This window comes from Paraglaciecola sp. QJM3NY_14 (genome assembly GCF_056173245.1).
This window is the reverse complement of record NZ_CM149664.1, coordinates 5005158-5018858: the sequence shown is the minus strand read 5'-3', so window position 1 is coordinate 5018858 and position 13701 is coordinate 5005158. Positions and strand designations below refer to the sequence as shown.

At 45.6% G+C, this 13701-nt stretch carries 14 protein-coding genes; 3 read left to right on the top strand and 11 right to left on the bottom strand.

The window, feature by feature from the left end:
- Nucleotides 1–77 precede the first annotated feature (77 nt).
- The 4 genes from AC0VYA_RS21465 to trxA form a co-directional block, all read right to left on the bottom strand.
- Nucleotides 78–1220, bottom strand: coding sequence for a 5-(carboxyamino)imidazole ribonucleotide synthase (locus AC0VYA_RS21465; protein ID WP_475489620.1), 1143 nt, complete (start codon nt 1218–1220; stop codon nt 78–80).
- Nucleotides 1217–1708, bottom strand: coding sequence for a 5-(carboxyamino)imidazole ribonucleotide mutase (gene purE, locus AC0VYA_RS21460; RefSeq protein WP_011576909.1), 492 nt, complete (start codon nt 1706–1708; stop codon nt 1217–1219). Before purE ends, AC0VYA_RS21465 begins: the two co-directional genes overlap by 4 nt.
- A gap of 273 nt (nt 1709–1981) precedes the next feature.
- Nucleotides 1982–3247 carry a transcription termination factor Rho gene (rho, locus tag AC0VYA_RS21455; protein ID WP_006995004.1) on the bottom strand — a complete coding sequence of 422 codons (1266 nt, stop codon included), beginning with the start codon at nt 3245–3247 and terminating at the stop codon, nt 1982–1984.
- A gap of 267 nt (nt 3248–3514) precedes the next feature.
- Complete coding sequence (gene trxA / locus AC0VYA_RS21450; RefSeq protein ID WP_008303866.1) at nt 3515–3841, bottom strand: thioredoxin TrxA; 327 nt, start codon at nt 3839–3841, stop codon at nt 3515–3517.
- Between the two features lie 101 nt (nt 3842–3942).
- Here trxA and rhlB point away from each other — a divergent pair, with 101 nt between their 5' ends.
- Nucleotides 3943–5208: an ATP-dependent RNA helicase RhlB gene (rhlB, locus tag AC0VYA_RS21445; RefSeq protein WP_006995006.1), complete on the top strand. Its 1266-nt coding sequence runs from the start codon at nt 3943–3945 to the stop codon at nt 5206–5208.
- On the top strand, nt 5205–6716 hold the full coding sequence (locus tag AC0VYA_RS21440) for a Ppx/GppA phosphatase family protein (protein WP_473477037.1): 1512 nt from the start codon (nt 5205–5207) through the stop codon (nt 6714–6716). Before rhlB ends, AC0VYA_RS21440 begins: the two co-directional genes overlap by 4 nt.
- Before the next feature lie 196 nt (nt 6717–6912).
- Here the strand turns inward: AC0VYA_RS21440 and hemB are convergent, their stop codons facing one another.
- Genes hemB through tatA form a run of 7 tightly spaced genes read right to left on the bottom strand, consistent with a single transcriptional unit; the run spans nt 6913 to nt 12618 of the window.
- The gene (hemB, locus tag AC0VYA_RS21435) at nt 6913–7914 is read right to left on the bottom strand and encodes a porphobilinogen synthase (RefSeq protein ID WP_475489619.1); all 1002 of its coding nucleotides are present in this window, start codon (nt 7912–7914) and stop codon (nt 6913–6915) included.
- Between the two features lie 49 nt (nt 7915–7963).
- Nucleotides 7964–9859, bottom strand: coding sequence for a sensor domain-containing diguanylate cyclase (locus AC0VYA_RS21430; protein WP_475489618.1), 1896 nt, complete (start codon nt 9857–9859; stop codon nt 7964–7966).
- 3 nt (nt 9860–9862) lie between these two features.
- Nucleotides 9863–10651, bottom strand: coding sequence for a TatD family hydrolase (locus AC0VYA_RS21425; RefSeq protein WP_475489617.1), 789 nt, complete (start codon nt 10649–10651; stop codon nt 9863–9865).
- A gap of 1 nt (nt 10652) precedes the next feature.
- The gene (locus tag AC0VYA_RS21420; RefSeq protein WP_475489616.1) at nt 10653–11237 is read right to left on the bottom strand and encodes a hypothetical protein; all 585 of its coding nucleotides are present in this window, start codon (nt 11235–11237) and stop codon (nt 10653–10655) included.
- Nucleotides 11234–12043, bottom strand: a complete 810-nt coding sequence (gene tatC / locus AC0VYA_RS21415) for a twin-arginine translocase subunit TatC (RefSeq protein WP_011576902.1) — start codon at nt 12041–12043, stop codon at nt 11234–11236. The genes AC0VYA_RS21420 and tatC overlap by 4 nt, the downstream gene beginning before the upstream one ends.
- A 6-nt stretch (nt 12044–12049) precedes the next feature.
- Nucleotides 12050–12349 carry a Sec-independent protein translocase protein TatB gene (gene tatB, locus AC0VYA_RS21410; protein ID WP_006995013.1) on the bottom strand — a complete coding sequence of 100 codons (300 nt, stop codon included), beginning with the start codon at nt 12347–12349 and terminating at the stop codon, nt 12050–12052.
- Between the two features lie 14 nt (nt 12350–12363).
- Nucleotides 12364–12618 carry a twin-arginine translocase TatA/TatE family subunit gene (gene tatA, locus AC0VYA_RS21405; RefSeq protein ID WP_011576901.1) on the bottom strand — a complete coding sequence of 85 codons (255 nt, stop codon included), beginning with the start codon at nt 12616–12618 and terminating at the stop codon, nt 12364–12366.
- 145 nt (nt 12619–12763) lie between these two features.
- Between tatA and AC0VYA_RS21400 the strand changes: the two genes are divergently transcribed.
- Nucleotides 12764–13684: a hypothetical protein gene (locus tag AC0VYA_RS21400; protein WP_475491107.1), complete on the top strand. Its 921-nt coding sequence runs from the start codon at nt 12764–12766 to the stop codon at nt 13682–13684.
- Nucleotides 13685–13701: the final 17 nt, after the last annotated feature.

Here is a 13701-nt window from a genome sequence, read left to right as displayed (position 1 = left end):
ATTCCCGCTCTAAGCAGCTATGTGCTAGAGCGAGGCGACATTCTATTGATTCCACTTTTGTTGTCAACCAAAAGTTATTATTTTATCTGTAAAAGGCGCTCTGCTTCACTGTTCAGTGTCGGGAAATAGCTTTTCGGTAACCACTTTTGCAGTTTCTGCATCGCTTCGCCCAGTTCAGCGTAATCATTGCCAGTGATATTGATGTGGCCCATCTTGCGCTTGGCGCGTGGGGTTTTCATATAGCCGTGTAAATGGGTTCTAGGTACACTGAGCATGTCTTTTGGCGGTAAATCACAACCAATTACGTTAAGCATTACGCTTGGTGCCAACACTTGGGTTGAACCTAGTGGTAATTCACAGATAGCGCGCAGGTGATTTTCGAACTGACAGGTATCGGCACCTTGCATGCTCCAATGCCCTGAGTTATGCACGCGTGGGGCGATTTCATTGACTAGCAGCGTGTCACCCATCTGGAAGAATTCCACTGCCAGTACGCCAACGTAATTTAGCTCGCTAGCGAGGGCGGTAAAAATCTGCTCGGCTTGAGTGACTAATTCAGGGGTGATGGCCGGTGCAGGTGCAACACAGGTATGCAACTGGCCTTGATGATGTAGGTTTTCAACCAAAGGATAAAGAGCGATCTGTCCGTTCTTACCGCGTGCGCCAACTAATGACACTTCACGCTCAAAGCTGAGCATTTTTTCAACCACTAAAGGCACTTTCTTTAAATCAAGCTCGGCCAGTGCTTGCTTGATATCAGGCAGTTGCTCTTTGCTAGATAAGCGCCATTGACCGTAACCGTCGTAGCCGTCGCGGCTGGCTTTAATGATCAGTTTTTCGCCTAGTTGTGCAACGGCTTGTTCGAGCTTAGCCGCGTCATCCACAATCATGTAAGGGCAATTGGCGATATTGAGCTTGTCGAGTAACGCTTTTTCTTTAACTCTGTCAGCTCCGGCTGCGATGGCTTCAACACTTGGCATCAGCTTACCGCTACGATTGACTTGTTCAAGTAAAGGCTCTGGAATGTGCTCGAACTCAACAGAAATCGCGTCGGCGGCCTCAATAGCCGTTTCAAGGTGAATATCCATCACCTTTTTGTCTATGGGGTTAACCACTTTATGGTTGCTTACATCTACCGCTCGTACTTCAATCCCTAAAGGCACACCTGCTAGCGCCATCATTCTGGCGAGTTGGCCGGAGCCTAAAATCAACACGTTCATTCAGGTAGTTCCAGTGCGGGTTGGGCTAATACGTCAGCCGTTTGTTTTTGTCTGAATTGAATAATCGCATCGCGTACGGTTTCATCATGCAAAGCAACAACTTGCGCGGCAAGTAAGCCGGCGTTAGCTGCGCCAGCTTCACCTATAGCTAAGGTACCTACAGCAACGCCTTTGGGCATTTGTACAATTGAGTACAAAGAATCTACTCCACTTAGCTGGCTTGAACGCACAGGCACACCAAATACCGGCAGGTGAGTATGCGCGGCTATCATGCCAGGTAAGTGCGCAGCGCCGCCAGCGCCACCAATAATCACTTGGTAACCTTTGTCGGCTGCCGTTTCTGAAAATTCTGTTAACAGGGCAGGGGTGCGATGAGCCGACACCACTTGGGCGTGATAACTTACGCCTAAGGCATCTAACATTTTTGCCGCTTGGGCCATGGTGGGCCAATCAGACTTTGAACCCATAACAATCGCAACTTGAGGCATTTTCACTCCCACTATATTTCGGTTTTATTTGGTGCAGCGGACTTGAACAAGCAGATGAAATCTCATGCTGATAGACAAGATATTGCTGACCAGTAAATTTCGGAAACGGATTGTAGCTCAATTCAAACAACGAGTCCCGCTTGAACGTTAATTGAGCAACTTTCTGCGTCTTTTTATCGGTTTTTACTTTTTTCAGAAGATAAAACACCGTAAAAAAAAATCCGCTGCGGGCGAACCTGCAGCGGATTTTAAAAAACGTATTATGCTGTGATGCTAGCTTTTTTGCTTGCGCATCGCAGTGAAGAACTCATTATTGGTTTTGGTCATAGACAACTTACCAATTAAGAATTCAATTGCGTCAATTTCTGACATTTCATGCACGATTTTACGCAAGATCCACATCTTTTGTAATTCGTCTGGGGTGGTCAGTAATTCTTCGCGGCGAGTACCAGAGCGATTGTAGTCAATCGCTGGGAAAACACGCTTTTCCGCAATTTTGCGGTTCAGGTGTAATTCCATGTTACCCGTACCTTTAAACTCTTCGTAGATAACTTCATCCATTTTAGAGCCTGTATCGATAAGCGCGGTAGCAATAATGGTTAAGCTGCCGCCTTCTTCGATGTTACGCGCCGCACCAAAGAAACGCTTAGGCTTGTGTAATGCGTTAGCATCAACACCACCAGTAAGTACTTTACCGGATGATGGGATTACGGTGTTGTACGCTCGGGCTAAACGTGTGATTGAATCAAGTAAGATAACCACATCCTTCTTGTGTTCGACTAGACGTTTGGCTTTTTCAATCACCATTTCAGCCACTTGTACGTGACGACTCGCAGGCTCATCAAAGGTAGAAGCAACCACTTCACCTTGTACAAGGCGTTGCATCTCGGTCACTTCTTCTGGGCGCTCATCAATCAACAATACCATGAGCAAACATTCTGGATGATTTGCTGCAATTGATTGGGCGATATTCTGTAGTAAAAGCGTTTTACCGGCTTTAGGCGGTGCAACGATAAGACCACGTTGACCACGGCCGATTGGAGAGGCTAAATCAAGTACGCGAGCAGTAATATCTTCGGTACTGCCGTTGCCTCGCTCCATGACTAAACGCTCATTGGCATGCAGTGGCGTTAAGTTTTCGAATAAGATTTTGTTACGGGCGTTTTCAGGGCGGTCAAAGTTAACTTCGCTGATCTTCAACAGGGCGAAGTATCGCTCGCTGTCTTTGGGTGGGCGAATTTTACCTGAAATGGTATCGCCGGTGCGCAAGTTAAAGCGACGAATCTGACTAGGTGATACGTAGATATCATCTGGTCCCGCCAAGTATGATGCGTCGTTAGAACGCAAGAAACCAAAGCCGTCTTGAAGTATTTCTAGGACGCCGTCGCCGAAAATATCTTCACCACTTTTGGCGTGGGTTTTCAAAATTGAAAATATAATGTCTTGCTTACGAGCGCGAGCCATGTTTTCTAGGCCCATTTTTTCGGCCAGTCCAACCAGCTCACTGATGGGTTTGTTCTTGAGTTCCGTTAGGTTCATATTGGTGGGTCTTTTCATGCTTGAAAGTTTTGCCATATCAGCAAAAATTGATTGAATGGTTCAAAGGTATTTACTTATAAAAATCTCTGATTGGTGCGAAAGTACAGGTCTGTTCAGGTGTGAACAATGAAAAGTTAGCACCAAAATCACGGTACGTCTAGTGAAAATAGTGGTTTAAAAGGTATTACATTGAACAAAACTTTGCACAAAGAGTATACAAGAAATAAAAAAGCCCGATTTGGTCGGGCTTAATTTTTCAGCATTTAATTAGATGTTTTCGTTCAAAAACTCTTCTAATTGGCTTTTAGATAGTGCGCCGACTTTAGTTGCAGCTACATTTCCGCCTTTAAATAAAAGCAAAGTAGGGATGCCACGAATACCATACTTAGGTGGTGTTTCGTTATTTTCATCGACATTCAGCTTGCCAACTGTTAACTTGCCGTCGAATTCGTCAGCAATTTCATGCAAAATTGGCGCAATCATCTTACACGGACCGCACCATTCCGCCCAGAAGTCAACTAGTACAGGACCAGTAGCATTGATAACATCTGCCTCGAAACTATCGTCCGATAACTGGATAATTTTGTCGCTCATTCTTTTCTCCGTCATTAATTCTAGCGCCGATATAATTCAGCGTGATCGTGATTGTTATATAGAAACTGTTTTTTAATGCAAGCACTGATAAGCTATAAGCTATGCAAACAACTCATTTAACCGAAACACATTTCGCGGACTTGCCAATCAATGAGCAAGTCGTTAAGGCGTTATCCGCCGCAAACTTTAGTCACTGCACGCCCATTCAAGCGTTAAGCTTGCCCCCTCTATTAGAAGGGAATGACATAGCAGGTCAAGCGCAAACCGGAACCGGTAAAACTATCGCGTTCTTGGTGGCAACTTTTCATTACTTGCTAAGTAATCCGCAGCCCACTAAAAAACAACCAAGAGCCATTATTATGGCGCCAACCAGAGAGTTGGCGGTTCAGATCTTTAACGATGCTGAACTGCTAAGTCAACACACTGGTTTGTCTCTCGGTTTGATTTATGGGGGCGAGGGTTATCAAAGTCAACGGGAAAAGCTGGAAGAAGGTGTAGATATTATTATCGGCACTACCGGCAGGATCATTGACTACTACAAGCAGAACATTTTTTCGTTAGCCGGTATTCAAGTCGCTGTACTTGATGAAGCGGACCGTATGTTCGATTTAGGCTTTATTAAAGATATTCGTTATCTTTTCAATCGCATGCCTAAACCGACAGAGCGTTTAAGCATGTTGTTCTCGGCGACGTTGTCGTACCGAGTACAAGAGCTAGCTTATGAGCACATGGATAATCCCACTCACGTGCAAGTTGAGCCCGAACGCAAAACCGGCACGCGCATCAAAGAAGAGCTCTTTTATCCTTCTGATGAAGACAAAATGGCCTTGCTACTTAGTTTGATGGAAGAAGAATGGCCGGATAAAGCCATTGTTTTTGCGAATACTAAGCACAGCTGTGAGAAAGTTGCCGACTGGCTACAAGCAGATGGTCATCGAGTGGGTCTATTAAGCGGTGATGTTCCTCAGAACAAGCGCTTAAAAATCCTTGAAGATTTCACGTCTGGCAAGCTAGATATACTGGTTGCTACCGATGTGGCCGCTCGAGGCTTGCACATTCCTATGGTTAGTCACGTGTTTAACTATGACTTACCAGACGATGCTGAAGATTACGTACATCGTATCGGCCGCACCGGTCGTGCTGGTCAAAGCGGTAGCTCAATCAGCTTTGCTTGTGAACGTTACGCGTTAAACTTACCAGCGATTGAAACCTACATTGAGCATGCTATTCCGGTAACAGAATATCAAGCTGATGCACTACTTCGGGATGTGACACCACCTAAGCCTCGCCATAAAAAGCGAATGCAGAATGGTCGCAACCCTCAGAAGCGCCAATCATCAGGCTCGCGTAACCGCAGGAAGCCATGATTACATCTACCCGATTACCGCAAAATCACCCCGAAGAGCTATATGCAGCCGTTGATTTAGGTTCAAATAGTTTTCACTTAGTGATAGTTCGCGTGGTAGCGGGTAGTGTACAAATTATTGGTAAAGTGAAGCAAAAAGTGCGTTTAGCCGCAGGGCTAGACGATAACATGATGCTTGACGATGAAAGTTTAGAGCGCGGCTGGCGCTGCCTCGAAACGTTCGCAGAGCGTCTGCAGGACATTCCTCGAGACAACATTCGTGTGGTGGCAACCGCCACGTTACGTTTAGCTAAAAATGCTGACGTATTTACCGTAAAAGCCCAACAAATCCTCGATCACACACTAAGCGTTATCAGTGGTGAAGAAGAAGCACGGCAAATTTATTTGGGCGTGGCATACACCTCTGCCAATCAAGGTAATTCTTTGGTTATTGATATTGGTGGCGCAAGTACCGAGATCATTATCGGTAACGATATGACCCCCATTCATCTGGTTAGTCTCAACATGGGCTGCGTGACGTTTAAAGAGCGTCACTTTGCAGGTGATGTCCTCAGCGAGGAAAACTTTGCAGCAGCGATTGATGCAGCCAAAGCGATGGTCGATGCTGTTGCAGATAAGTTCGTATGCTTTGACTGGCAGCAGTGCTTAGGCGCATCAGGTACACCTCAAGCGATTACAGAAATCTTAGTTGCCCAAGGGATCAGTGATGCCATTAGGCTCGACTATCTTTACAACTTGCGCCAGCAATGTATTGATTGCGCGACGCTCGACAACTTAATAATTGATGGTTTGGATGAATCCAGGCGGATTATTTTCCCCAGTGGCTTAGCCATTCTCATCGCTTTATTCGAATCGTTGTCTATCCGCGATATGCAGATATCAGGGGGCGCACTACGAGAAGGTCTTATCTATGGCATGCTGGAAAACATGCAGCAGAATGACCGCCGTATGCAAACTATCCATCAGCATATGCAGCACTTTCACATTGATTCTGAGCAAGCGGAACGGGTCACTGAGGTCGCCCTGACGTTGTTTAAACAACTTAGTGAGCAAACTGACGTTGACGGTATCGATGGTGAGGCTATGCTGGTTGCGGCCGCTATGTTGCATGAAACGGGTTTACACATTGAATACAAATTGCATCACAAGCACGGTGCTTACATTTTAGGTCACGTGCCTATGGTGGGGTATACCAATTTACAACGTGATGGCATAAAAACGCTGGTATTGAATCATCGTCAGCAAATATCACCTGAAGTATTCGATCAAAACCACAGTGAAACCCGGGGCATTATGCGCAGCCTAGTAAGGGTGCTGCGTCTAGCTTGTATTTTGTCGATACGCCGTAAAGATAACCTTCTACCGCAATTTCGCTTAGAGGTAGAAGAAAATGACTGGCGCTTAGTGTTCCCCGAAGGCTGGTTGAAAGCGCATCCTTTAATCGATGCAGAATTGGCTAATGAGAAGTGGCAGCAACACAAAATGGGTTGGCACCTCACCTGCGAGTAATGCTATTTTCAACGCGCGCTCTACCTTAGTTTTCTGACCATTTTTTTTAACTCACGTACCCAGCAGCGCATAAGAAAGTATTCCTCTTGACAGTGTTTCTCGCAAAGCTCATGTGCGTACATCTTTACTTGTGTATACAAACAAAAACGCCAGCAAATCTGCCAGCGCTTGTATCAAAACCTCACAAATCTAATTTCTATTTATCTCGCACTAAAATTTGCGCTGCTTGTTTGGCAAAGTAGGTCAAAATGCCGTCTGCGCCGGCGCGTTTAAAGGCTAACAAAGATTCCATAATCACAGATTCTTCATCTAACCAGCCTTGCATGAATGCAGCTTTGTGCATGGCGTATTCGCCACTTACTTGATAAGCAAAAGTCGGCACAGCAAATTCGTCTTTACAACGACGCACTATGTCTAAATATGGCATACCAGGCTTCACCATAACCATGTCTGCGCCCTCGGCAATATCAAGGGCGATTTCACGCACTGCTTCGTTGGAATTTGAAGGATCCATTTGGTAGCTCTTTTTGTTGCCACCTTTAATATTGCCAGCAGAGCCGACCGCATCGCGGAATGGGCCGTAGTAGTTGGACGCATACTTAGCGGAGTAAGCCATGATGCATGTATTGATGTATCCGTGGCTCTCCAGCGCTTGACGAATGGCACCGATGCGGCCATCCATCATGTCTGATGGGGCAACAATGTCAGCACCCGCCTGAGCGTGGGATAAGGCCTGTTTGATAAGTACCTCTATCGTTTCATCGTTAAGTACGTAACCCTCTTCGTTCAGCAGGCCGTCTTGCCCGTGAGAGGTGAATGGGTCTAAGGCGACATCTGTGATAATGCCCATATCGGGTACAGCGGCCTTCAAAGCGCGTACGGCATGCTGGGCTAAACCATCAGGGTTAAACGCTTCACTGGCACATTCTGATTTGCGCTCAAGGGGCGTAACCGGAAACAGCGCAAGCGCTGGAATGCCCAGTGCGTGTAACTCTTTTGCTTCTTCAACCAACAAATCGACAGATAAACGCTCAACGCCGGGCATTGATTCAATTGTCTCACGCTGATTATTGCCTTCTAACACGAATACCGGATAAATGAGATCTTTGACGGTTAATTGGTTTTCTGCCATGAGGTCTCGGGTGAAGGTGTGGCGTCGCATACGGCGCATTCGTGTTTGAGGATAAATTTCGGCCATGTTAGATGTCCTGTAAGGTTAGGTCTTAATAAATTCGAGAGAATTGCATTTATTCAGAGGTCGGCAGCTGCTGCGCCACGATGCAATTTCGTCCGTTATTTTTAGCTTGGTAAAGTAATTGATCCGCAAAGCCGATTAACACATCTTCACTCTGCTGGGGGTCCATGATGGCGCTGGCTAAGCCAATACTCACAGTTAAATTAACAATCACACCCGCGCTATAAACGGGGGTGTCTTGAATATCCAGCCTTAATTGCTCAAGTAAGTCCTGAGCGCCTTTAATATCGGTGCTTGGCAAGATGACAGAGAACTCTTCTCCCCCATAGCGACATACATCATCACTGGGGCGCTTAAGAGCTTTTTTCAAGCGCTCGGCGACAAACTTAATACATTCATCACCTACTAGATGGCCATGCTCATCGTTCACGCGCTTAAAGTGATCAATATCAATCATAGCCACAACTAGTTCGGTGCGCTCACGGCGGCTTCGGCGCACTTCTGCTAAATATTTCTTATCAAAATAGCGCCGGTTACGAATACCCGTTAACGCGTCTAATGTGTTCTTTTCTTCTAATTCGCGGTTAATTTCTGATAACTCCCTAAGGGCTATCTCTAACTCTAACGTGCGCTCTTGCACGCTATACTCCAATTCTTCTTGGGCGTTGTTTTGCTGCTCGAGCACTTCGTCTTGCACTGCACGCATATCTCGTTCTTTACGCAATGCTTCCCGCTGAGCTCTAAACAACTGACGGCGCTGGTGATTAACGCTCAAAGCTAGCATGAGAGCCAATAAGAAAGTTTCAATGATGACACCTAGCATCAGCAAGTAGTTAGATGAAATAGACAGGGTCAGCACATTGAGGTGGTCAAGACAGGCAATCAAGGAGCTGACCAACAGTGATGTCCAAGCTAGTATGTAAAAGCGCGCTAAATGGACTTGCTTATACCAACACCAAATACCGACTGCGTATATGAACAAACTTATCCCGCAAAGTGCAAATAAGAAGGGTTCCAAAAACCATGATTTGGGAATAAACAAGCCCGCGATTAAGCTCAGAGCAAATAAAATGGCCAACCCATTTAAAATTTTGTGCAAGCGCAGGCTGATACTTTTGATATCTAACAGAATATTGGTAAATACGATCGCGTAAAAGACCGTGGCATTGGCCCAGATAGACACACTGTGTTTTTGCATCCATGGGCTGTCGGACCAAATATACTTGTACCCAATGCCTTGCATCGCAGCGAGTAGCAGCGCAAAGCTGAATACATAACCTGCATAAAGTAAAAACACAGGCTGGCGGCTGATCACGAAGAAAAACAAGTTACTGATCCCCATGGCGAACAAGATGCCAAAGAAAAGCCCTATCAGGATGCTGTGCTCACCATTGAATACTAAAAACGCAGACTCGGCCCAAAGATTGATTGGCACCTGTAACGTACCATCACTGCTAAGTCGCATAACAACACGTAAGTTTTCATCAAATTTAGGGATGGAAAACATGAACGTTTCGTAGGGCATACTGCGAGATGCAAATGGCAGAGTGTCGCCCGTTTGATAATGATCGAGAAGTTCGCCTTCTTCAATAAACCACACAGAGATGTGATCAATAAGTCCATTGTTCAACTCAAGTAACCAATGTTCATTGGAGCGTAAATTGGGAATCGTAAAACTCAGCCAATGGGGCGTGTCTGACATGGGCAGGCCAAGCTCAAAACCATCAACTGCTTTCCATTGAGGGCTGTTTGCATCTGGCAGTGTATTGATTTTGTATTGCTGTTGAGTATCGGTGAGAACAGTTAATTGGCTATTCGTCAGTGACTCTGGTGTTTGCAGCTTAATTGAAAAAACCGTGACCAAAAAAAGTAAAATACAGGTAACTGACATCAGCTGAATGGCAGCACGTTGAGTCAGCACGCTGTGAAATAATGTGTTTATTGCCACCGCTTAACCTATAGCCAGTAAGTCGTGGCTGTTGCGCAAACTAGCGTCAGCCAGTGCAGTTAACGGTGTATTCATTAACGCCGTTAGCGCTTTGGCAATAACGGGTAAATAGCAAGGTTCATTCTGTTTAACACCAGTGATCTTGTCGCTACCCAGTTTTTTAGGTTTCAAATAAGGAGCGTCAGTTTCCAATATGAGGCGCTCTATTGGCAGATGCTTGACGGCTTCTCTTAAATTACCGCCACGTTTTTCATCGGTCACCCAACCCGTGATACCAATATAGCAACCTAGCTCAAGGTACGCCTGCATTTGCTCAGTATTGCCCGTAAAACAATGCACTAGCGCGCCGCTTAATTGCTTATGGTATTGGTGTAGTAATTGATACTGGGCGTCAAACGCATCACGCTCGTGTAAAAAAACCGGAAGGCCGGTTTCGCAAGCGATAACAAGCTGCGCTTCAAATACCGCGAGTTGGATATCTCGTGGTGAGAAATCACGATTGAAATCAAGGCCGCATTCACCAATCGCTAACACTTGAGGTTGCTCAGCAAGGACTTTGATCTGCTGTCGGTAATCAATAGCGGCGTGCTGTGCATAATGAGGGTGAATACCCGCAGTGCTAAATACTTGCCCAGGATGCGCTTTAGCAAGCGCTGAGGCTTGTTGGCTGATGCTTATATCGGTGCCCGTAAGCATTATTTTTGCGACGTTGGCGTTAGTTGCGCGCTCAAGCATAGGGGGCAAGGTAGTGACATCGCTAGGTACGTTTACGCCAACGTCAAACCATTGCATGTTATTTTGACCGCTTCACTCGAATACGCTTGTTGCTTGACTCTTTGCCTAAGAAGTAAGAACCCAGCGCCCCTTCTTCAACATAAACCTCTTGTCCCGGTTTTAGTCTCAGTGATGTACTGTTGGTCTGGCGCCAAACTTGGCCTGTTTCCAAGGTGATGATCAGTTTGCCGTAAGGATTTTTTTGTACTGATGTAATAACTGAGGTTATTTTTTCAACTTTTTCTTGTGGCTCCGTCACCTTCGACAAACCAAAGCGCTTCACTTGATCTTCTCGGCTGGCATAGTTATCTGTTGGCGCGCGTTTCTCTGCGCTAACGCTTACAGGAGATGTAGCTGGTGACTTAGTCGGCGTTATGACAGGTGGTGTTGCGGCGTTACTGTTTGGTGTGCTCACCTTAGTGACATGTAGGTCATTCTTGATGTTTTTTTCCGCATATTTAACAGCAAGTTTGTCGTAGCAGGCAAGGCGAACAGCATTGTCTGTTTGAGCGCGACAAGCCTGTAACTGGCTTACAATATCTTGCGCGTGAACTGTGGTGATGCTGCTTAGCAGTAATCCAATGGCAATAATGACATTCTTCATGATTGTTCCTGTTCCTTCTTTTCTTGCTCTGTCTGTTCTTCTTTTCGCATTTCAGTCGGTTCGTCGCTGTGCTCGTCATCGTCAGCGTGTTCTTTGCGTTTGACGTACATGCTGCCGACTAAAATGCCGACTTCAAACAATATCCACATGGGTATCGCCAGTAATGTTTGCGAAATGATGTCAGGCGGAGTTAGCAGCATACCTAACGTAAACACACCGACAATGACGTAAGGCCGCTTTGCTCGCAATGAATCTGGAGTGCTGACACCCGTCCAGCACATCAAGACGATTGCCACGGGGATTTCAAACGATAAACCGAAGGCAAAAAAGATTTTCAACACAAAATCTAAATAACTGCTGATATCAGTGTTAATTGTCACGCCCTCAGGGGCGACACCAGTGAAGAAAGCAAAAGCAAGAGGGAACACCACATAATAGGCGAACGCCATACCCGAATAGAACAACAAGGTACTGGAAAACAACAGAGGCGCCACTAAACGTTTTTCATTACGGTATAAACCGGGGGCTATAAAGGCCCAAATTTGATACAGCACAACAGGGATTGCGATAAAAAACGACAACACCAAGGTCAGTTTAAACGGTGCAAAAAAGGGTGATGCAACGTCCGTGGCAATCATTTCTGCTTGATCTGGCAAGGTGTCAAGCAGAGGGGTCGCGAGCCAGTGGTATAGGTCTTGGGCGAAATAGACCAAGCACAAAAACACCACAAACACACTCAATACTGCTTTTAACACTCTGCCACGTAATTCGATTAGGTGGGCAATTAAGCTATTTGGATCTGACATCCGTGACTACTTTTTTTCGTATGGTTTCTGAACAGACTTCGCTGCGTCTCGCAGTTCATCTACGGATTTTTGCAATTCAGGTGATAGATTCTCTAAACCTTGTTGCTCAGCTTTTTTCAGGTTTTCGTGTAATTCGTGAATTTTAAATTGCTGTTCCACTTCTTGCCGAAATCCCGTGGCCATGCTTTTGACACTGCGCACAGTGCGCATGGTCGAGCGAATTGCGCCAGGCAAACGCTCAGGGCCCAGCACCAAAAGAGCTACCACGCCAATAACGAGTAATTCGAGAAAGCCAATATCAAACATGGGTAATGCTCGCGTTACTCACTTTTAGCCTTAGTATCTGACTCACTTTTGACATTCTGTTGTACAGTCTGGTCATTTGCTTTGCTGTTATCTTCGACTTTCTCATCAGCTTTAAAGTCTGCGTCCTTGTCATCATCTGATACGGCTTTCTTAAAACCTTTTACCGCAGAGCCTAAGTCTCCGCCCATATTACGAAGTTTTTTAGTGCCAAAAAGTAAAACGACGATCACTAAAATAATGATTAACTGCATTGGGCTAATACCGAACATAACAAACTCCTCTTAAATATTTGAGCCCATTATACGTAGCAAATTAAAAAGGTCACTGGATTTGATTAAGCAAACATTTCAATGCACAGTAATACCTTAGAATACAGGGAGTACGGCATTGAATTTTAAATACCTGATTTTGCTGATGTCGTTTAGTGCATTTCATTGCCAAAGTGCCCAAGATGAGCAAGGTACAGCGCAAAAAGAGGAGCCAGAACCGGTCTATCCTTGGCTCGATGATATGCATAATAATATCGCGCAATCGGTGCAAGATACGGCAATATGGTTTGATGATTTCTTTTTTCTCGACGGTGTCATGCATCAAGAGGTCGCTCAAGCAGAAGCGAGAATTCGTTTAGGTTGGGAGCCGCGTACGCGAGAGTTAGACCAATTTCAAAATCGTTTTCGAGTGCGAGTACGTTTACCTAATTTAAAAAACCGCTTAGATATAGTCCTGTCAGATTACGACGATGAAGCCGGTTTGGGCAATGAACGCTTAGGTCGCGACAATAGTTTCGGTGATACAGATCGACTCAACCTAGCGCTTAGTTGGCGCTCTCGACCCAACAGTGGATTTTCACATCGCATTGGCGTCGGGCGCGGCCTGCAAACCTTTGTAAAGAGCCGTTATCGTAACCATTATTCACTGGCGACAGATACGCTAATGCGTGTTGAAGGTTCTGTTTATTATTACAGTGATGACGGTTTCGGCAGCCATTTCTCAACCAAGTTTGACTACAGCGCCAACGCTGACACTCTGTATCGCTTTGACAATAACTTTTATTACCGGGATCGAACCAAAGACTGGTTATGGCGCCACAGCTGGCAAAGCTTGCATCAATTCAATCGTAAAACTGCCATTATCACCGGCTACTACATTGAAGGATTAAGCAAGCCAAACTATCAGATAAACGAGCATTACGTGAGCATGCGCTGGCGGCAAAACACGTTGAGAGAATGGCTGTTTTATGAAGTCGAACCTTTTATCTTGTTGCGCAGGGACGAACATTTCTCGCCCTCTTATGGCTTGGCTTTGCGACTTGAAGGCTTTTTTGGGCACTCGTAAAGGAGCGTATCAGAAAG